The sequence below is a fragment of the Azospirillum sp. TSO35-2 genome, from assembly GCF_003116095.1.
Classification (GTDB): Bacteria; Pseudomonadota; Alphaproteobacteria; order Azospirillales; family Azospirillaceae; genus Azospirillum.
This window is the reverse complement of sequence record NZ_LGRA01000021.1, coordinates 791,719-811,288: the sequence shown is the minus strand read 5'-3', so window position 1 is coordinate 811,288 and position 19,570 is coordinate 791,719. Positions and strand designations below refer to the sequence as shown.

The 19,570-nt window shown below is 69.7% G+C and carries 15 protein-coding genes and 1 pseudogene; 5 read left to right on the top strand and 11 right to left on the bottom strand.

Annotation, left to right across the window (positions count from 1 at the left end):
• The first annotated feature begins 52 nt into the window (after nt 1–52).
• Nucleotides 53–1,678: a nitric oxide reductase transcriptional regulator NorR gene (norR, locus tag TSO352_RS19830; protein WP_109108979.1), complete on the top strand. Its 1,626-nt coding sequence runs from the start codon at nt 53–55 to the stop codon at nt 1,676–1,678.
• Nucleotides 1,675–1,941, top strand: a complete 267-nt coding sequence (locus TSO352_RS19825) for a DUF1488 family protein (protein WP_109108978.1) — start codon at nt 1,675–1,677, stop codon at nt 1,939–1,941. Before norR ends, TSO352_RS19825 begins: the two co-directional genes overlap by 4 nt.
• On the opposite strand, the gene TSO352_RS19820 is transcribed toward TSO352_RS19825, so the two are convergent.
• From TSO352_RS19820 to TSO352_RS19810, 3 genes are all read right to left on the bottom strand, one after another.
• Nucleotides 1,938–3,221 (bottom strand): TRAP transporter large permease, encoded by a 1,284-nt coding sequence (locus tag TSO352_RS19820; protein ID WP_109108977.1) that lies wholly within the window; start codon nt 3,219–3,221, stop codon nt 1,938–1,940. The genes TSO352_RS19825 and TSO352_RS19820 overlap by 4 nt on opposite strands.
• A complete protein-coding gene (locus tag TSO352_RS19815) occupies nt 3,218–3,739 on the bottom strand; it encodes a TRAP transporter small permease (protein ID WP_109108976.1) in 522 nt (173 codons plus the stop codon). Before TSO352_RS19815 ends, TSO352_RS19820 begins: the two co-directional genes overlap by 4 nt.
• Nucleotides 3,740–3,887: 148 nt before the next feature.
• Entirely contained in the window at nt 3,888–5,744 is a 1,857-nt protein-coding gene (locus TSO352_RS19810; protein ID WP_109108975.1) for a histidine kinase N-terminal 7TM domain-containing protein, read from the bottom strand.
• Nucleotides 5,745–5,986: 242 nt separating this feature from the next.
• Between TSO352_RS19810 and TSO352_RS19805 the strand changes: the two genes are divergently transcribed.
• A complete protein-coding gene (locus TSO352_RS19805; protein WP_247872270.1) occupies nt 5,987–7,504 on the top strand; it encodes a sigma 54-interacting transcriptional regulator in 1,518 nt (505 codons plus the stop codon).
• A gap of 205 nt (nt 7,505–7,709) precedes the next feature.
• Here the strand turns inward: TSO352_RS19805 and uxuA are convergent, their stop codons facing one another.
• From uxuA to TSO352_RS19770, 7 genes are all read right to left on the bottom strand, one after another.
• The gene (uxuA, locus tag TSO352_RS19800; protein ID WP_109108973.1) at nt 7,710–8,906 is read right to left on the bottom strand and encodes a mannonate dehydratase; all 1,197 of its coding nucleotides are present in this window, start codon (nt 8,904–8,906) and stop codon (nt 7,710–7,712) included.
• Between the two features lie 51 nt (nt 8,907–8,957).
• Nucleotides 8,958–10,232: a TRAP transporter large permease gene (locus TSO352_RS19795; RefSeq protein ID WP_109108972.1), complete on the bottom strand. Its 1,275-nt coding sequence runs from the start codon at nt 10,230–10,232 to the stop codon at nt 8,958–8,960.
• Nucleotides 10,232–10,735 (bottom strand): TRAP transporter small permease subunit, encoded by a 504-nt coding sequence (locus TSO352_RS19790; protein WP_109108971.1) that lies wholly within the window; start codon nt 10,733–10,735, stop codon nt 10,232–10,234. Before TSO352_RS19790 ends, TSO352_RS19795 begins: the two co-directional genes overlap by 1 nt.
• Before the next feature lie 204 nt (nt 10,736–10,939).
• Nucleotides 10,940–11,965, bottom strand: coding sequence for a TRAP transporter substrate-binding protein (locus tag TSO352_RS19785; protein WP_109108970.1), 1,026 nt, complete (start codon nt 11,963–11,965; stop codon nt 10,940–10,942).
• A 60-nt stretch (nt 11,966–12,025) separates the two neighbouring features.
• Nucleotides 12,026–13,054 carry a Zn-dependent oxidoreductase gene (locus TSO352_RS19780; protein WP_109108969.1) on the bottom strand — a complete coding sequence of 343 codons (1,029 nt, stop codon included), beginning with the start codon at nt 13,052–13,054 and terminating at the stop codon, nt 12,026–12,028.
• Between the two features lie 44 nt (nt 13,055–13,098).
• On the bottom strand, nt 13,099–14,580 hold the full coding sequence (locus TSO352_RS19775) for a mannitol dehydrogenase family protein (protein ID WP_109108968.1): 1,482 nt from the start codon (nt 14,578–14,580) through the stop codon (nt 13,099–13,101).
• Nucleotides 14,581–14,801: 221 nt separating this feature from the next.
• The gene (locus TSO352_RS19770; RefSeq protein ID WP_109108967.1) at nt 14,802–15,557 is read right to left on the bottom strand and encodes a GntR family transcriptional regulator; all 756 of its coding nucleotides are present in this window, start codon (nt 15,555–15,557) and stop codon (nt 14,802–14,804) included.
• 414 nt (nt 15,558–15,971) lie between these two features.
• On the opposite strand from TSO352_RS19770, the gene ppc reads away from it, so the two are divergent.
• Entirely contained in the window at nt 15,972–18,743 is a 2,772-nt protein-coding gene (ppc, locus tag TSO352_RS19760) for a phosphoenolpyruvate carboxylase (RefSeq protein WP_109108965.1), read from the top strand.
• 277 nt (nt 18,744–19,020) lie between these two features.
• Nucleotides 19,021–19,233, top strand: coding sequence for a hypothetical protein (locus TSO352_RS19755; protein ID WP_109108964.1), 213 nt, complete (start codon nt 19,021–19,023; stop codon nt 19,231–19,233).
• A gap of 87 nt (nt 19,234–19,320) precedes the next feature.
• On the opposite strand, the pseudogene TSO352_RS19750 reads toward TSO352_RS19755, so the two are convergent.
• Nucleotides 19,321–19,570: pseudogene (locus TSO352_RS19750) on the bottom strand (methyl-accepting chemotaxis protein); the annotation flags it as partial.

Below are 19,570 nucleotides of genomic sequence, written 5' to 3'. Positions count from 1 at the left end.
GCGCTGCAGAAATCGTCTGTTGTCGGTTTGACCGCGTGACGTATGATGTCGGATGGACAACGATGCGGTCATTTCGACAACGCTGATCCCGCTGGACGAGGTTGGCGCGCTGCTGCGGACGCTCGATGATCCGGCACGGCTGTGGCCCCTGCTGCTGGATCTCATGGTGCGCCACCTGCCCTGCGACGCCTGCGCCCTGCTGCGGCAGGACGGCGACCGCGGCGAGGACCAGGACCAGGACGGGCGCCGCCTGCGGCCGCTGGCGACGCGGGGCCTCAGCCCCGACACGCTGGGGCGTCGTTTTCAGCTTGATGAGCATCCCCGTTTGCAGGCCATCGCCGGGTCGGGCGGCGCGCCGCTGCGCTTTCCCGCCGGCTGCGACCTGCCCGATCCCTATGACGGGTTGATCCCCGACCTGGGCGAGCGGCTGCATGTCCACGACTGTGTCGGGGCGCCGCTGGCGGTGGAGGGGCGGCCCTGGGGCATGCTGACGCTCGACGCGCTGAACGAGGGCCGCTTCGACGGTTGGGAGGAGGCCATTGCCGCCTGGGCCCGGCTGACCGCCGACCTGGCGGCGGCGGTCGAGCGGCAGTCGGCCGGGCGGGGGGCCGCGTGGGCGGAGGATGGCGCGGTGCGCATCGTCGGCGACCCGCCGCCCGACCCCGATTCCGACTTTGGCCTCGGCCTTGAGGTCGGCCCGGCGATGGCGGCGCTGTTGACGGAGGTCGACACGGTGGCGGCCAGCGACCTCGTCGTGCTGGTGCTGGGCGAAACCGGCGTCGGCAAGGAGCTGGTGGCCCGCCGGCTGCACGCCCGTTCCCGTCGCGCCGCCGGGCCGCTGGTCCATGTCAACTGCGCCGCCCTGCCGGCGGCGCTGGTGGAAAGCGAGCTGTTCGGCCATGTCCGCGGCGCCTTTTCCGGCGCCGTGGCCGACCGCCGCGGCAAGTTCGAGCTGGCCGACGGCGGCACCCTGTTCCTCGACGAGGTCGGCGAGCTGCCGCTGGCGGCCCAGGCGACGATGCTGCGCGCCCTGCAGAACGGCGAGATCCAGCGCGTCGGCTCCGACCGTCCGATCACCGTCGATGTCCGCGTCGTCGCCGCCACCAACCGCGACCTCGCGGCGGAGGTGCGGGAAGGGCGGTTCCGCGCCGACGTCTATCACCGGCTCAGCGTCTATCCGCTGCGGGTGCCGCCGCTGCGCGACCGCGGCACCGACGTGCTGCGGCTGGCCGGCCTGTTCCTGGAGCGCAACCGGGCGCGGCTCGGCCTGCGCAACCTGCGGCTTTCCCCGGCGGCGGAGCGGCGGATGCTGGCCTATCCCTGGCCCGGCAACGTGCGCGAGCTGGAGCACGCCATCGGCCGTGGCGCCATCCGCGCCCGCGTCGCCCGCGCCGCGGAGGGCGGCGTGCTGACGCTGACCGCGGCCGACCTCGGCCTTGAGGATGGCGTGCTGGAGGAGCGCGGCGCGGGCGTGTCAGCCTCCCCGGCCGCACCCCCCGTGCCGCCGGAACCGCCGCCCGAGCTGTCGCTGCACGACGCGGTGGAGGCGCTGCAGCGGCGGATGATCGAGCAGCATCTCGACCGGCAGGGCGGCAACTGGGCCCAGGCGGCGCGGTCCCTCGGGCTCGACCGCAGCAACCTGTTCCGCCTCGCCAAGCGGCTGGGGCTGCGCGAATGACGGCGGATGGGCTGCTGTGGCGGGCGGAGATCGACGCGCTGGTCTTCCGCCCGGCGGGGCATGGCGGCTGGTGCGCCGTCCACCGGCTGGCCTTCCGCGCGCTGCTCGGCCGGCGCGAACCGGCGCCGGAGGACTGCCTCGCCTACGCCGCCGACCACCGCGGAGCGTTGGAGGCCGCAGCGGCCGGCAAGATCGCCCGTCGCGGGTATGACGTCGCGGCCAGCCTGCATTTGACCAGCCGCGACATCGCCGACGTCCTCTAGAACCCCATGCGCCGCGGCAGCCACAGCGCCAGATCCGGCCAGACCACGACGGCGGCGAGTGTCATGAACATGGTCAGGATCAGCCACAGCACCCAGGGCACGGTGCTTTCGATCGTGCAGCCGGCGATGCGGCAGGTGACCATGAGGTTGACCGCCATCGGCGGGGTGAACTGGCCGATCGCGATCTTCAGCGTCAGCAGGACGCCGAACCAGACCAGATCCCAATGATAGGTCATGGCGATCGGAATCAGCAGCGGCAGCAGGATGATGAAGGTCGAAACGCCGTCCAGGAATGTCCCGATGACGATCAGCATGATCATCAGCAGGAACAGGACCCCGTATTCGCCGATCCCGAGATTGACGATGGCGTTGGCGATCGGGTCGATGATCGACAGGGTGCTCATCGCCCAGCCGAAAACGCTGGCCAGTGCGATGACCGTGAGGATGATGGCCGAAATCTCCGCGGCCTCGACCATCATGGAATAGAGGTCGCGGACCTTGATCGTGCGGTAGACCACCATGCCCAGCAGCAGGCCGTAGGCCACGGCGATCACCGCCGCCTCGGTCGGGGTGAAAATGCCGAGCCGCAGGCCGCCCAGGATCAGCACCTTGGCGAACATGCCGAGCGAGGCGTCCCACAAGCTGCTCCAGAAGGGCGGCCGCGGTTCGTGCGCCATGTTCCCACCGAGGTTGTAGCGGCGGGCCAACCACAGGGTCGGAACGATCAGGGCCAGCCCGGCCAGCGTCCCTGGAATGATGCCGGCGGCGAACATGGCGGTGACCGGCGCCGCCGGAACCAGGACGCTGTAGATGATCAGCGCGACCGACGGGGGGATCAGGATGTCGGTGGCGGCGGCGGCGGCGATGACGCCGGCGATGTAGGGTCGTGGATAGCCGGCGCGGATCATGCTGGGTGCCATGACGCCGCAAACCGCCGCGGCGATGGCCGGGCCCGAGCCGGCGATGCCGCCCATCATCATCGCGACGACCACCGCGATCACCGCCAGCGCCCCCTTGCCCTGGCCGATGACGGCGGTGGCGAAGCGCACCAGCTTCTGCGCCACGCCCGACCGGTCGAAGATGGTGCCGGCCAGCACGAACATCGGGATCGTCAGCAGCGGGTATTTCGCGATGCCTGTATAGACGCTGGTCGGCACCGAGATGACGCCGAGATGGGCGAAGGCGATGGAGGCGGTGCCGGCCAGCCCCAGCGCGACCGCGATCGGCACGCCCAGCAGCAGCATGAACAGGAAGGAGCCGAACAGCAGGGTGGTGATCATGCCTCGCCCTCCAGCTTCTCGTTCTGCCGGGCGATCCGGACCATGCGGCCGAGGGCGCGCAGGGTGACGACGACCGACAGCACGGGCAGCCAGATCGTGTAGATCCATTGCGGCAGCCCCAGTGCCGGCGACGTCACCTCGAACCGGTAGTCGTCCCAGGTCGCCCAGGTCCCATAGGCCACCAGCAGCGCGTACATGGCCGCGGTGCAGGCCATGGCGAAGACCTCCGCCCGGCGGCGGTTGGGCAGCGACAGCTTGCTGGTCAGAAAGGTGATCCGCATGTGGCGGTCCTTCACCACCGCGGCAGACGCGCCGAGGAAGGTCATGATGACCATCAGCGCAATCGAATACTCTTCCGTGAAGGCGAAGGAGATGTCGGTCAGGTAGCGCACCACGACGTTGGCGAAGGTGATCAGCGCCACCACTCCCATGGTGATGGCGACCAGCACCTCTTCGATGCCCAGGGGGACGCGGGGTTTCGGCATCGGCCGGACGACGGTGGGGTCGTGTTCGCTCATCTTGCCAAGGTCCAGGTGAAGGGAGCGGGATTATTCCCTTCACGGGCCAATCAATGCAAGAAACGTTCTGCCAAACGGATTGGATTCGATCAGGCGCTTCAATGAGCGCCGGATCGAATCCAAGCTTTTGGTTTTCCGTATGATCGCTTCAAGCGATTCCGCTTGAAGCGATCACACTCTCGTCGACGGGCAGCTCCGCCATGGCGCCGTCGCAGAGCGGCAGCCGCAGGGTGAAGACGCTGCCCTCGCCCAGCCGGCTGTCGGCGGTGACGCTGCCGCCATGCAGCGCGGCGATGCGGCGGACCATGTTCAACCCGACGCCGCTGCCCGCCGCGGTCCCGGTGTTGCTGGCGCGGAAGAAACGGTCGAACACCCGGTCCAGCTGGTCGGCCGGGATGCCGATGCCATGGTCGCCGACCGACAGGGCGAACTGCTCCGTCCCTTGGCCCGCCCCGCACTCCGTCCAGGCGCGCAACCGCACCGGGGTGCCGGGGCTGGAGTATTTCAGCGCGTTGTTCAGCAAATTGTGGACGCACAGCTCCAGCAGCGGGCCGTCGCCGGCAACGCGCTCCGGGCAGTCGGCGAGGTCCAGCTCCACCCGGCGGCCGGCGGCGGCGTCGCTCTGGGCCGCGGCGGCGGTGCGCAGCAGGGCCGGCAGGTCGACGCTGTCGCGGCGCAGCGCGAAGGCCGGGTCGTTCAGGCGGTCGTCGGCCAGACAGGTCTCCAGGATGTTGACCTGCCGGCGGACCGCGCGGCGGATCTTCTCCAGCCGCGGCAGCATGTTCGGCGCCTTGACCTCGGCGTCGAGCAGCAGGAGCTGCGCCGCGCCGTCGATGATGGCGAGCGGCGTCTTGAACTCGTGCGCTGCCATCGACAGGAAGCCGTTCAGCGCCCGCTTGGCCTCCTGCTCGGCGGCCAGCCGCTCCTCCGCCTCGCGCCGCGCGGTGTCGAGCCGGCGGACGGTGTCCTCCAGCCGCGCCTCGGCCCGGCGGCGGTGGGTGACGTCGCGCAGCAGCAGCAGGCAGCCGACCATGCGGGCCGAGGCGCCGAGCGGGACCCGCGTCGCCTCGAAGCTGCGCAGGCCGCCGCCGGTCTCCAGCGTGATCGGCTGCGGCGCGGCGGGGTAGGGGCCGGCGTCGCTGGACCCATGCGCCCATGCCAGCGCGTCCAGGCCGGGAAGCTCGGCCAGCCGGCGGCCGATGGGCGCCCGGCCGATCACCAGCGCGCGGGCGGCCGGGTTGGCCTCCACCACCGTGCCGTCGGCGTCCAGCACCAGCACCGGGTCGGGCACCGCGTCCAGCAGGGCGTCGCGGGCCACCGGCAGCAGGTCGAACAACCGGCGGCGGGTGATCAGCCAATAGAAGACGGCGCCCATCACCAGGAAGCTGAAGGGCGTCGGGTCGAAGTCGAACAGCGTGGCGTTGCCGGTGACATAGCCGACATTCGCCACCCACGGCACCGCCATCGCCACCAGGAAGCCCAGGTAATGGGCGCGGTAGGCCGGCGCCGCGCGGTGGATGCCGCTGGCGGTGACGATGATGCTCAGCAACATGAAGGCGTAGAGGTAGATGGTGATGGCGAAGAACCACAACCCGTGCCGGTAGAGCAGCGCCGCGCCCGGCTGGTCGTCGACCGGCTGGACCGCGACGTACATCAGGTGGTGGGCCTCGTTGGTCATCGCCGCCGCCCAGGTCGCCAGCCCGACCACCGTCGGCACCAGCCGCCAGCGCCCCGGCAGCTCGCCCTTGATGTAGGACCAGATGAACAGCGTCCAGAAGCTGGGTGCGCCGACGATGCCGATCCACGCCATTTCCGCCCAGAACAGCTTGTCCGCCGGGGCGGCCACCAGGGTTTCCAGCGCGGCGGCGGTCGTCCACCACGCGGCCGACAGCTGCATCAGCATGAAGTTGACGCGGCCGGGGAAGGGCGGCAACGCCCAGCTGCGCCAAGCCGTCCATAGGGTCGCGACGACCGCGACCAGAAGAAGGACGGACGGAACGCTCATCGCGACACAATCGTGGCGGCGGGCAGGACGGCGGGCATGTCGGCGGACTCGGCAATGTTTCGGCGCCGAGAATGGACCGTCCCGTCCGGCCGGCGCAAGACCCTGCCGCCGCAATGGAAAAGGCCGTGCCGCCGCCGCGTTGCGATCATGGTGCCCGTGCCGACCGGCAGGGGCTGCACGCCGGCCTGAAATTCCGTTACAGCTATCCCCGGCGCTCGGGAGGCCGGGACGGGAGGGGTTGCGTGGCGGATCGGGGCGAGGAGCATCGGGGCGAGGCGGATCGCGGTGATGGGGAGCGCTTTCTCGACGCGCTTCCCGGCGGGCCGGCGATGCTGCGCGGCCGGGCGATGCCGTCGCTGTTCGAGGCGCTGGACACCCAGTCCGAAGGCACGGTGGCGGTCGACCGCGACGCGCGGGTGGTGTGGATCAACGCCAAATACGCCCGGATGCTCGGCATCGCCGACCCCGCGCTCGCCATCGGCCGCGAGGTGGAGGACATCATCCCCCACTCGCAGATGCGCCAGGTGGTGGCGACCGGGCAGCCGATCCTGCTCGACCTGATGCTGTTCGGGACGCAACGGCTGGTGGTGTCGCGCTTTCCGTTGACCGACGATGCGGGCACGGTGATCGGCGCGGTCGGCTTCGTGCTGTATGACAGCCTGCACCGGCTGAAACCGCTGCTGGCCGAGCTGTCGCGGCTGGAGGCCGAACTGGCGGCGACCAAGCGACGGCTCGACGAGGGGCGGCAGCCGCGCTACACGCTGCAAAGCTACGTCGGCGACAGCCCGGTCTGCCTGGAGGTGAAGCGCAAGGCCCGGCTGGCCGCGCGCAGCGACGCGCCGATCCTGCTGCTGGGCGAGACCGGCACCGGCAAGGAGCTGATCGCCCAGGCCATCCACGGCCTGTCGGCCCGCAGCGGCCGGCCCTTCGTCGGCGTCAACGTCGCGGCGATCCCCGAAACCCTGCTGGAGGCGGAGTTCTTCGGCGCGGTGCCCGGCGCCTACACCGGGCTGGACCGCCGCGGGCGGGAGGGGCGGTTCAAGACCGCCGACGGCGGCACCCTGTTCCTCGACGAGATCGGCGACATGCCGCTGGGCCTCCAGGCCAAGCTGCTGCGCGCCCTGCAGGAGCAGGAGATCGAGCCGCTGGGGTCGGACCGGCCGGTCAAGATCGACGTGCGGGTGATCGCCGCGACCAACGTCGACCTGGAGAACCGCATCCGCGACGGGCGCTTCCGCTCCGACCTGTTCTACCGGCTGAACGTGCTGCCGATCCGCCTGCCGGCCCTGGCGGACATGGGCGGCGGGCTGGAGGCCATCGCCGAATCGATCCTGCAGGAGATCGCCGCCCGCACCGGCCTGCCCCTGCGCGGCCTGACCCCCGACGCGGTGGAGGCGCTGGGCCGCCACCGCTGGCCCGGCAACGTGCGCGAGCTGCGCAACGTGCTGGAGCGCGCCTGCCTGCTGACCGACAACCGCCGCCTGACCGCCGAGGATCTGGCGGAGGCGCTGCCGAACCTGGGGGGAAGCGCCGCGCCGCCGGCCCTGGCCGTACCGTCGGCACCGGCGGCGCGCGCCGCGGAACCGGCCGCGACGGTGCCGGGCTATGACGAGGCGTTCGACGCCTTCGAACGCGCGCTGTTGGGCCGTGCGCTCGCCGCCAGCGGCGGCAAGGCGACGGAGGCGGCGCGGTCGCTCGGCATCTCCCGCGCCGCCTTCTACAAGAAGCTGGCCCGGCTGGGCCTGCGCGCCGGGGGGTAATCCAGGGCCATCGGATGAGGGACGGAAGTTCCTATGAGTAGGATTATTCCTGTCATCCCCGCGAAGGCGGGGATCCAGATTTTCCCACAGGAACCACTCTACGAACCGTGGATCCCCGCCTTCGCGGGGATGACGAGCTTCCTAAAAAGGAATTGCAGACCTTCAAGCGATTGCCTTGGGAACTGACCCCGGCGCGCCGTCACCCTCACACCGGCAGCCGCTTCAGGTCGGCCACCGCGGTCATCACGCCGCGGATTTCGGCCAGACCGCGCAGGCGGCCGATCATCGGGTAACCGGGGTGGGTCGGCTTGCCGACGTCGTCCAGCAGCTCGTGGCCGTGGTCGGGGCGGAAGGGCAGGCGCCAGTTGTCGTTGCCGGCGTCCTGGCGGCGCTTCTGCTCCTCCAGCAGGGTGGTGACGACCGACACCATGTCGACGTCGCCGCCGAGATGGTCGGCCTCCTCGAACGAGCCGTCGGGCTCCTTGGCGACGTTGCGCAGATGGACGAAGTGGATGTCGGAGGTGAAGCGCTTGGCCATCGCCGGCACGTCGTTGCTCTGGCCGGCGCCGAGCGAGCCGGTGCAGAAGGTCAGGCCGTTCGACGGCGACTTCACCGCGTCGATCAGATAGGCGAGATCGTCCTCGGTGCTGACGATGCGCGGCAGGCCGAACAGCGGGCGGGGTGGGTCGTCGGGGTGGATCGCCATGCGGATGCCGACCTCTTCGGCGGTCGGGATCACCTCGCGCAGGAAATGGACCAGCCGCTCGCGCAGGCCGTCGGCGGTCATCGCGTTGTAGCGGGCGATCATCCGGCGCAGGCCGGGGATGTCGTAGCGGTCGAAGGCGCCGGGCAGGCCGGCCATGATGTTCGACAGCAGCTTGGCCCGGTCGCTCTCCGACGAGCGGTCGAACCACGCCTTGGCCTTCGCCATCACCTCGGGGGAATGGTCGTCCTCGGCGCCGGGACGCTCCAGCATGTAGACGTCGAAGGCGGCGTGCTCGTGCGCGTTGAAGCGCAGCGAGGTGCCGCCGCCGGGCAGCGCCGCCGCCAGGTCGGTGCGCGTCCAGTCCAGCACCGGCATGAAGTTGTAGCAGATCGTCATCACGCCGCAGGCGGCGAGGTTGCGCATCGACTGGCGGTAGTTGTCGAACAGCTCCGTCAGGTCGCCGTCGCCGATCTTGATCGCTTCGTGGATCGGCAGGCTTTCGGTGACGTTCCAGCGCAGGCCGAGCGTCGCGTCCGCCTCGATCATCGCCCGGCGCTTCTCGATCTCCTCGACCGACCAGACGACGCCGTAGGGGATGTGGTGCAGGGCGGTGACGATGCCGGAGGCGCCGGCTTGACGGATGTGGTTCAGCTTGATGGCGTCTTCGGGGCCGAACCAGCGCCAGGACTGTTCCATGGCTTCGAACTCCTTGGGAGGGGGCTTTGGAAGGGGGCGGGGGTTGAACGGTCAGCGGAACAGCAGGTTGGGCAACCAGAGCGAGATGATCGGCACGTAGGAGACCAGGAACAGGATGGCGATGTTGCACAGCAGGAAGGGCCAGATCGCCCGCGTGATGTCGCCCAGCGAGATCTTGGCGATGTTGGCCGCGACGAACAGGCAGACGCCGACCGGGGGGGTGGTCAGGCCGATCATCAGGTTCAGCACGGCGAAGGTGGCGAAATGGATCGGGTCGATGCCGACCTGGGTCGCCACCGCCAGCAGCGGCGGGAACAGGATGATCAGCGCCGCGATCGTCTCCATGAAGGTGCCGACGATCAGCAGCAGGATGTTGATCAGCAGGATGATCAGGTACTTGTTGGTGGTCAGCGCCAGCATCGAGGCGGCGATGGCCTGCGGGATCTGCTCGCTGGTCAGGATCCAGCCGAAGACGTTGGCCAGCCCGACCAGCAGGATCAGCCCGCCCGAGCCGATGGCACTCTCCAGCAGGATGCCGGGCAGGTCGCGCAGTTTGAAGCCCTTGTAGACGAACAGCCCGATGACGAAGGCGTAGATCGCCGCCACCACCGACGCCTCGGTCGGGGTGAAATAGCCGCCGACGATGCCGAACAGGATGATCGCCGTCATCAGCAGCGCCCAGAAGGCGCCGCGGCTGGCCTTAAGCAGGGCGCCGAAGCCCTCCCAGCGGCCCTTGGGGTAGTTGCGGGTGCGGGCCAGGATCCAGACGGTCAGCATCATGCCGACGCCCAGCAGCAGGCCGGGGATGGCGCCGGCCATGAACATCTTGCCGACCGACAGGCCGGTCAGCGTGCCGACGATGATCATCGGAACGCTGGGCGGGATGATCGGCCCGACGGTGGAGGCGGCCGCCGTCACCGCCGCGGCGAAGGGCGCGTCGTAGCCCGACTTGCGCATCGCCGGGATCATCACCGCGCCGATCGAGGCGGTTTCCGCCACCGCGGTGCCGGAGATGCCGGCGAACACCATCGACCCGGTGACGTTGGCCAGCCCCAGCCCGCCGCGGATATGGCCGACCAGCCGGTTGCTGAACAGCACGATCTGGTCGGTGATGCCGCCGCCGTTCATCAGGTTGCCGGCCAGCACGAAGCCGGGGATGCACAGCAGCACGAAGCTGTCCATGCCGGCGTACATGAACTGCGGCACCACCGCGAGGTCGATGTCGCTGCCGACGAGATAGACCGCCGATGCCGCTCCCAGCGCGATGCCGACGGGGGCGCCGATGATCAGCAGGATGGCGAAGGTGAGGAAGAGCGCGGTGACCATCAGACCATCTCTCCGTGGCTGGGCGATTGTTGCTCGCGCCCCAGCCCGGCCAGCCGGGCGATGGCGAAGAAGGCGAGGGAGACCGGGATGATCAGCGTCACGGCGTAGACCCAGATCATCGGCACGTCGATGGAGCGCGCCCGCTCGCCCAGGCTGCCGACGACGTAATCCCATGAGCCGGGAATGATGGCGACGGCGAAGACCAGGATGATCAGGTCGACCAGCCGGGCGACCGCGGTCTGCATCGGCACCGGCAGCAGGCTGGTGAACATGTCGACGTTGACCAGCTCGCCGCGCAGCAGCGCCAGCCCGCAGGAGAAGGCGACGAGATGGACCAGGGCGAAGCGCGCCACCTCCTCGGTCCAGGGCGGCGAGGGCATGCCGGGGATCCGCCCCAGCACCTGGAGCGTGACCACGAGGATGAGAACGCCGGTGGCCGCCAGGGTGCCCCAGCGGCAGAGGGTTGCGGCGGCCGACACGACGGCGGCGATTGCGTTGCGCATCGGAAGTCCTTGCGGAGGATGGAAGGGGGAGGGCAAGCCCTCTCCCCCCTGGGGAGAGGGTTGGGTGAGGGGGACGCATGGCGTGCCGACGGTCGGGCTAAACCGCTCAATCGTCTTTCTCCGCCCTGCCGGGCGTAACGCCCCCTCACCCCCGAGCCTTCGGCTCGCCCCTCTCCCCGGGGGAGGAGAGGGGCAAGTCCCCGATCACCCGACCGCCAGGATCTCGTCGTAGATCGGCTTGACCTCCGCCGACAGCGCCGCGACCACGGCGGGGCGGCCCTTTTCGGCGAAGGCGGCCTTGTCGACGGCGACGAACTCCATGCCCTTGGCCTTCAGGTCGGCGGCGAGCTTGGTCTCGTCCTCGATGAACAGCTTGCGTTCGGCGGCCTGGGCGGCCTTCGCCGCCTCCATGATCGCCGTGCGCTGTTCGGCCGGCAGCTTGCCCAGCTTCTTGGAGCCGCCGACCAGATAGATCCAGCTGATGACGTGCTCGGTCTGGTTCACGTATTTCTGCACCTCGAAGAAGCTCGCCGACTTGATCAGGGCCAGCGGGTTCTCCTGGGCGTCGATGGTGCCGTTCTGCAGCCCGGTGAACACTTCGGAGAAGGCCATCGGCGTCGGCTTGGCGCCCAGCCCCTGCCAGAAGGACACGAACAGCGGCACGTTCGGCACGCGCATCTTCAACCCGTTCAGCTCGGCCGGTGTCTTGATCGGGCGGTTGCTCGTCAGGTTGCGCGGGCCGCGGGCGAAGTAGGTCAGCGGCAGGAGCTGGGTCTTCTGTTCGATGTTCTCGGCGATCTTCCGGCCGGGGGCGCCGTTGACCACCTTGTCGAGATGGTCGAGGTCGCGGATGGCGTAGGGCACCGCCAGCAACGCCGCCGCCGGCGCCCAGTTCTGCAGCGACTCTCCCGTGATGGTGAAGTCCACCGTGCCGAGCTGGATGCCCTTGATCAGGTCGGTTTCCTTGCCGAGCTGCTCGTTGGGGAAGACCTTGACCTCGACCTGCCCGTTGGTGCGCTTGCCGACCTCCTCGGCGAAGACCATCGCGGCCTTGTGCCAGACATTGTCCTCGTTGGCGAGGTGGCCGAGCTTCAGCGTCGTCTTGCTCTGGGCGCGGACGATGGCCGGGGCGGCGAGGCCGCCCAGCAGCGTCGCGCCGGCGGCCAGACCGGCGCCGAGACCGATGCTGCGGGCCAGACTGCGGCGGGAAATCGGGGTCTTGCTGTCCATCGTGGGGTTCCTCCTCTTTGGGGGCAGGGCGGGCCTGCCGTCTTGTCGTTGCGGATGGGCTCAGGATTCGAAGTCGAGCTGCACCTTGATGGTGCTCGACGGGTCCTTTTCGATCAGGGCGAAGGCGCTCGCCGCGTCGGCGGCCGGGAAGACCTGGGTGATCATCGCGGCGGGCTGGAGCCGGCCGCTTTCCAGCCATTCCACCACCTGCGGCAGCAGCCGGCGGTTCAGGCGGGAGCCGACCAGCGTCAGTTCCTTCTTGACGATCTCCTGCTGGATCACCGGGCAGGGGTTGGGGGAGAACCCGAGCAGGCCGATGCGTCCGGCCGGGCTGGCGATGCGGCAGGCTTCCTCCAGCAGCGCCGGCACGCCGGCGCCGTCGATCACCACCGTCGGGCCGAGCCCGTCATTTTCGTCGCGCACCGCGTCGGGCACCGACACGCGGGCGGAGTTCAGCACGACGTCGGCGCCGAACTCCCGCGCGCGCTCCAGCCGGCTGTCGTCGATGTCGGCGACGATGCAGCGGGCGCCGTGCAGCTTGGCGACCTGCACCACCGTCAGCCCGACCGTGCCGGCGCCGTAGACCAGCAGCGTGTCATCGGCGGCGATGCCGGTGCGCGACAGCACGTTGGCGGCGATCGAGAAGGGTTCGGCCAGCGCCGCGATGGAGAAGGGCAGGTCGGAGCGCAGCTTGACGGCGTTGGCCGCCGGAACCGCGACATGGTTGCGGAACCCGCCGTCGCGATGGACGCCGAACACCTCCAGATTGGCGCAGACGTTGGTCCGCCCGGCCCGGCAGGCGTAGCAATGGCCGCAGGACACCACGGGATCGACCACCACATGGTCGCCGACCGCAAGGGTGGCGACGCCGTCGCCCACCGCCTCGACCGTGCCGCTGAACTCGTGGCCGATCACCCGCGGGTAGACCGCGAACGGGTTGGAGCCGTGGTAGATGTGCAGGTCGGAGCCGCAGATCCCGGCGCGCTGGACGCGCACCAGCACCTCGCCGGCCTTCACCGATCCCACGCCGGGTCCGTTTTCCGGACGCAGCGCCAGGACATGCGGTTTTTCGACGGTCAGGGCAACCACGGGAACACTCCCTAATCAAGGTAGACAGATGAGGCTGTCGAATGTCAGGCGGTCGCCGCCACGACGGCGCGGGCGCCCTCGGCGAACAGGCGGCGCAGGGCGGCGGTGACCGGGCCGGTGAAGCGCGGGTCGCGCGGCAGATCCTCGCCGAACACCGTGGTCAGGCCGAACAGCGCCTGGGCCAGCCGGTCGGGGTCGCCGGCCGCCGCCGCGGCGATCTCCGCCAGCCGGCCGGCCATCGGGTCGCGCACATCGATGGGCCGGCCCTGTTCGTCGGTGCCGGCGACGTAGCGCATCCAGGCGGCGACGCCCAGGGCCAGCCGGTCGATCGGCAGGCCGGCGGCCAGCCGGTCGCGGATCGGGTTCAGCAGCCGCGGCGGCAGTTTCTGCGTGCCGTCCATGGCGATCTGCCAGGTGCGGTGGCGCAGCGCCGGGTTCAGGAATCGGGTGATCAGCGCGCTCTTGTAGCGCTCCAGATCGGCCCCCGGCGGCATGCGCAGGGTCGGGCCGGCCTCCTGGTCCATCAGGCCGCGGATCAGGCTGGCGAAATCCTGGTCGGTCATGGTGTCCGACACCGTCTCGTAGCCGGCCAGATAACCCAGATAGGCGATGGTGGAGTGGCTGCCGTTCAGCAGCCGCAGCTTCATCGTCTCGTAGGGGTGGACGTCGGCCACCATCTCGACGCCGACCGTCTCCCAGGCCGGGCGGCCGGCGGGGAAGCGGTCCTCCACCACCCACTGGCTGAACGGCTCGGTCACCACCGGCCACGCGTCCTCGGCGCCCAACGCGTCCGACACGCGGGCGCGGTCGGCGTTGGTGGTGGCCGGGACGATGCGGTCGACCATGCTGTTCGGGCAGGCGACCGTGTCGGCCACCCAGGCGCCGAAGGCCGGGTCGCGGAGTTCGGCGAAGCGGTGCAGGATGCGGGCGACGGTGTCGCCGTTGCCCGGCAGGTTGTCGCAGCTCAGCACCGTGAAGGGCGCCACCCCGGCGGCGCGGCGGCGGGCCAGCGCCTCGACCAGGAAGCCGACGGCGGTGCGCGGCCGGTCCGGAGTGTTCAGGTCGTGGCGGATGTCGGGATGGTCCTCGTTCAGGGCGCCGGTGGCCGGGTCATGGCAATAGCCCTTCTCCGTCACCGTCAGCGTCACGATGCGCACCGCTGGCCGGGTCAGCCGTTCCAGCACCGCCGGCGGATCCTCCGGCGCGACCAGCAGTTCGGTCAGGCAGCCGATCACCCGCAGCCGCTCGCCCTCGGCATCGCGCACCGCGACGGTGTAGAGCCCGTCCTGCGGCGCCAGCGCGTCGCGCGTGTCGGGGCTGCGCAGGCTGACGCCGGCGATGCCCCAGGCGGCGCCGTCCTGCCCGCCCCCCTGGTCCAGCACCGCGTCGGTGTAGGCGGCCTGATGGGCCCGCTGGAAGGCGCCGACGCCGAGATGAACGATGCCGACGCTCAGCGCCCCGCGGTCGTAGGCCGGGCGGGCGACCGTGGCGGGCAGGCTGGCCAGGTTGGAGGCGCTCAGGCGCATAGGCTGTTCCCTTCCCTCACGAGGCGTGCTCGCTTTCTTGTATGGTAGTATGTCAACAACATCAGCGATTGGCAATCGCGACTGTTGTGTCATCCAATCATAGCAGGCAAGCGAGAGCACGGATCAAGAGGGCACGTGCCGGTCGATGTCGGATCCAACTCCTGGAATCCATGGAGCCCGATCAGGGGGCCGGTCGGCGTGACCAACCCGCCTGGGTCTCGTTAGCGGGACAGGACGGTCCGCGCCCGGCCCACCGCCCGCGGCGGCATCTTCGCCGCCCCCACTCCGGGTTCGTCCGGGCTGAACAGGTCGGGGAACTTGCCTTCCAACTCCGGCAGGGAGGTCAGGATCTCGCGCAAATGCACGCCCATCGCGGTTTCCGCCCTGGCGGGATCGCGGGCGGTGATCGCCTCCAGCACGGCTTGGTGCTGCCCGATCAGCCGGCGGATCGGGGTGGCGTAGGGTACGCTGAGGTAGCGAACCCGGTCCATCTGGGCCTTCGTCTCCTCGACGATGCGCCAGGCATAATCGCACTCGGCGGCGGCGGCGATGGCGCGGTGGAACGCCTCGTCCAGTTCCAGGAAGCGTTCGGGGTTCGGATCCTCGGCGATGTCCCACTGCGCCTTCAGGTTGTCGCGCAGCTCGGTCAGCCCGCTGGGCGTGATGGTCTCGCAGGCCTTGCGCACCACCGCCCGCTCCACCGCCTCGCGCACGAAGCGGGCGTCGAGCACCTGCTTGGCCGAGATCTTGACGACGAACGTGCCGCGTTGCGGCCGGATGGTCAGCAGCCCGGCTTCGCTCAGCTTGATGAAGGCCTCGCGCACCGGTTGGCGGCTGACGCCGAGCTGGTCGGCGATCTCCTGTTCCGACAGGGCTTGACCGGGGCGGAACTGCATCGTCACGATGGCGCCGCGCAGCACCCTGTACACGCGCCGCGCGATCGGCTCGCTCGATTCCGCATCGATCTTGCTCAGCATCGGTACCGTCATCCCTTTGCCCTTCTGCACGCCGGACGCGCAGCAACCAATCTTGAAGCATACTACCATACTAGTAAATGAGCAAGCCCAACCACGCGGGGCGGGCAGAGCGCAGGCGGAATTGCAGCCATTCCTTCCAGGGGGGTGGGCCGTCTCGCCCGGCGCAGTTCCGTCGTCCGTCATGCGACGTCGCATGGCGCCACCCCGCGGGGGCTGGCGGCCGTCGGGATCTTGCCGCCGCTGCCGCCTTATGGAAATCATTTCGCACTGCCACAGGGACGGTTGAAACTTCATACGGAATCGGCATGCTGTGCCCGATGGTCTGACCACTTCCCGTGCAGGGGTGGCCCTGCCGTTTTTTTCGTCACCGCGCCCTTATCCGCCCTTTCCCTATCGCCCAGGAAACCGCCGCCCATGTCCGCCATCCTGCTCCAGGAAAATTCCGAGACGAAGGACCAGCCGCTCCGCGAAGACATCCGCCTGCTCGGACGGATCCTGGGCGACACCGTGCGCAGCCAGGAGGGCGAGGCGGTCTTCGACATCGTCGAGCGCATCCGCCAGACCTCCGTCCGTTTCCACCGCGACGAGGACCAGGGCGCCCGGCGCGAGCTTGAGGCCATCCTGAACAGCCTGTCGCCGCCGCAGACGGCGCGGGTGGTGCGCGCCTACAGCTTCTTCTCGCACCTGTCCAACATCGCGGAGGACCAGCACCACATCCGCCGCACCCGCGCCCACGCGCTCGCCGGGTCGGCGCCGCGCGAAGGCACCATGGGGCACGCGCTGGACGAGGCGCAGAAGGCCGGCATCACCACCCAGCAGCTGAAGGAGTTCTTCGACACGGCGCTGGTCAGCCCGGTGCTGACCGCCCACCCGACCGAGGTGCAGCGCAAGAGCATCCTGACCCTGCAGATGAACATCGCCAACCTGCTGGCGGAGCGCGACCACGGCCCGATGACGCCGGAGGAGGAGGAGGCCAACCTCGAAGCGCTGCAGCACACCGTGCTGACGCTGTGGCAGACCGCGATCCTGCGCTCCACCAAGCTGGCGGTGACGGACGAGGTGTCGAACGGCCTGACCTTCTACGACTACACCTTCCTGCGCCAGCTGCCGCGCTTCTACGCGCAGCTCGAGGACCATCTGCGCCGGATGGATCCCTCCTGGTCGGCGACCGAGCTGCCGTCCTTCCTGCGCATGGGCAGCTGGATCGGCGGCGACCGCGACGGCAACCCCTTCGTCACCGCGCCGGTGCTGCGCCAGGCGATGCGGATGCAGAGCACGCGCGCGCTGCGCTTCTACCTCGACGAACTGCACGCGCTGGGCGCCGAGCTGTCGCTCAGCACCCGGGTCATCGACGTGTCGGAGCCGCTGCGCCAGTTGGCGGAACGCTCGCCCGATCCGTCGCCGCACCGCAAGATGGAGCCCTACCGCCGGGCGATCTCCGGCATCTACGCCCGGCTGGCGGCGACGCTGCGCCAGCTCGACGGGCTGGAGTCGCCGCTGCACGCGGTGGGCGACGCGCCGGCCTACGCCACCCCGGCGGAGTTCCGCGCCGACCTGGAGATCATCGACCGGTCGCTGACCGTCAACGGCTCGGCCGCGCTCGCCAAGGGGCGGCTGCGCCACCTGCGCCGCGCCGTCGACCTGTTCGGCTTCCACCTCGCCAGCGTCGACATGCGCCAGAACTCCGACGTGCACGAGCGCTCGGTGGCCGAGCTGCTGGCCTTCGTCGATCCCGACATCCACTACGCCGACCTGTCGGAGGACGAGCGCATCGCCCTGCTGATCGGCGAGCTGGAGACCAACCGCCCGTTGGCCTCGCCCTACGCCGAATATTCGGAAGAGACGCGGTCGGAGCTGGACATCATCCGCACCGCCGCCGACTGCCGCGCCCGCTTCGGTGCCGACGCGGTGGTGAACTGCGTCATCTCCAAGACCGACGGCGTGTCGGACATCCTGGAGGTCGCGGTCCTGCTGAAGGAGGCCGGGCTGCTGCGGCCGAAGGACGGTGCGCTCGACCTCAACATCTCGCCGCTGTTCGAAACCATCGGCGACCTGCGCAACTGCGCCGCCACCATGGACCGCCTGCTGTCGATCCCGACCTACCGCCGCTTCCTGGAAAGCCGCGGCAACCTGCAGGAGGTGATGCTCGGCTATTCGGACAGCAACAAGGACGGCGGTTTCATGACCTCCGGCTGGGAGCTGTACAAGGCCGAGATCGCGCTGGTCGAGGTGTTCGCCAAGCACGGCGTGCGGCTGCGGCTGTTCCATGGCCGCGGCGGCTCGGTCGGCCGCGGCGGCGGGCCCAGCTATCAGGCGATCCTGGCCCAGCCGGGCGGCGCCGTCCAGGGCGCCATCCGCATCACCGAGCAGGGCGAGGTGATCGCCGGCAAATACTCCAACGCCGAGGTTGGGCGCCGCAACCTGGAAACGCTGGCCGCCGCCACGCTGGAAGCGACCCTGCTGCATCCGGAATCGGCCGCGCCCTGCACCGACCTGTTCCTCGAAACCATGGAGGAGCTGTCGGAGCATGCCTTCAAGGCCTACCGCGGCCTGGTCTACGAAACCGACGGCTTTGAAAAGTACTTCTGGGAATCGACGGTGATCGGCGAGATCGCCAACCTGAACATCGGCAGCCGCCCGGCGTCGCGCAAGAAGTCCACCAGCATCGAGGATCTGCGCGCCATTCCCTGGGTGTTCAGCTGGGCGCAGTGCCGCCTGATGCTGCCGGGCTGGTACGGCTTCGGCTCGGCGGTCAAGGCCTACCTCGCCGCGCATCCCGACGGCATGGAGCGGCTGCGCGCCATGCACCGCGACTGGGGCTTCTTCCGCACGCTGCTGTCCAACATGGACATGGTGCTGGCCAAGTCGAACATCGCCATCGCCTCGCGCTACGCCGGGCTGGTGTCCGACCCGGCGCTGCGCGACAGCATCTTCTCGCGCATCCGGTCGGAGTGGCAGGACAGCATCGAGGCGCTGCTGGCGATCTCCGGCCAGACGGCGCTGCTCGAAAGCAACCCGCTGCTGGCGCGCTCGATCCGCAACCGCTTCCCCTACCTGGATCCGCTCAACCACGTCCAGGTCGAGCTGCTGAAGCGCCACCGCACCAGCGACAGCGGCGAGCAGATCGCCCGCGGCATCCACCTGACCATCAACGGCATCGCCGCCGGCTTGCGCAACAGCGGCTGATCCGGTCCCGGTCTTCCGGCGCGGCGTGACCGTCCGGCGAGAGCCCCTCTCCCCCCGCGGGAGAGGGGCTTTTTCGTTTGGAGCGGACGCATGATTGCTGGGTCACCATTCTTGCCCTTTTTCTTGTGCGCTGCGGGGCAAACTCTTCGGCACTGCAAGAAAGACCGACGAAAACGCTTGGTCCGGGCGTAGAAAATGTCACGCCGTCTATCGAAGAACGCAATTGATTGCCGACGAATAGTTTGGTAGCTGGTGCGCCCTCGATAGGAGAATTGGTATGACCACTCAGTCACAGCAGCAGCAGATGGCCCAATCCGGCGATGCCCGGGCGGACCAGAACACCGGCGTCAGCAGCACCCAGGCCGGTGCCGGCGTCGGAACCAATGATGGGCAGGGCGAAACCGGTTTCTGGGGCGGTGCCTGCGGCGCCGGCGCCGGGGCGGCGATCCTGTGGCGGCCGATCTCGGTCGTGGGCTCGGGCCGCCGGTGATCGCTGCGGTGCGGGGTCCGGCAAGGCGTCTCCGCCGTCCGCTGTGCGCGGCGGCGGAGCGACGCCCGGCCATCAGCCCGCCGCCGGTCAGCCCGCCCGCATCTGGCTGACGAGGCTGTCGACCTGCGAGCCGAGCGAGCGCACCTCGTCGGCCACGGTGGACGACGCGGTCAGCACGCGGTTGGCGGACTCGCCCGATTCCGCGGCGGCGCGGGCGACCGAGTCGATGTTGCGGCGGACATGCTGGGTGCCGTCGGCGGCCTCGCCGACGTTGCGGGCGATCTCGCGGGTGGCGGAACTCTGCTGCTCGACCGCGGTGGCGATGATCGTCGCGATT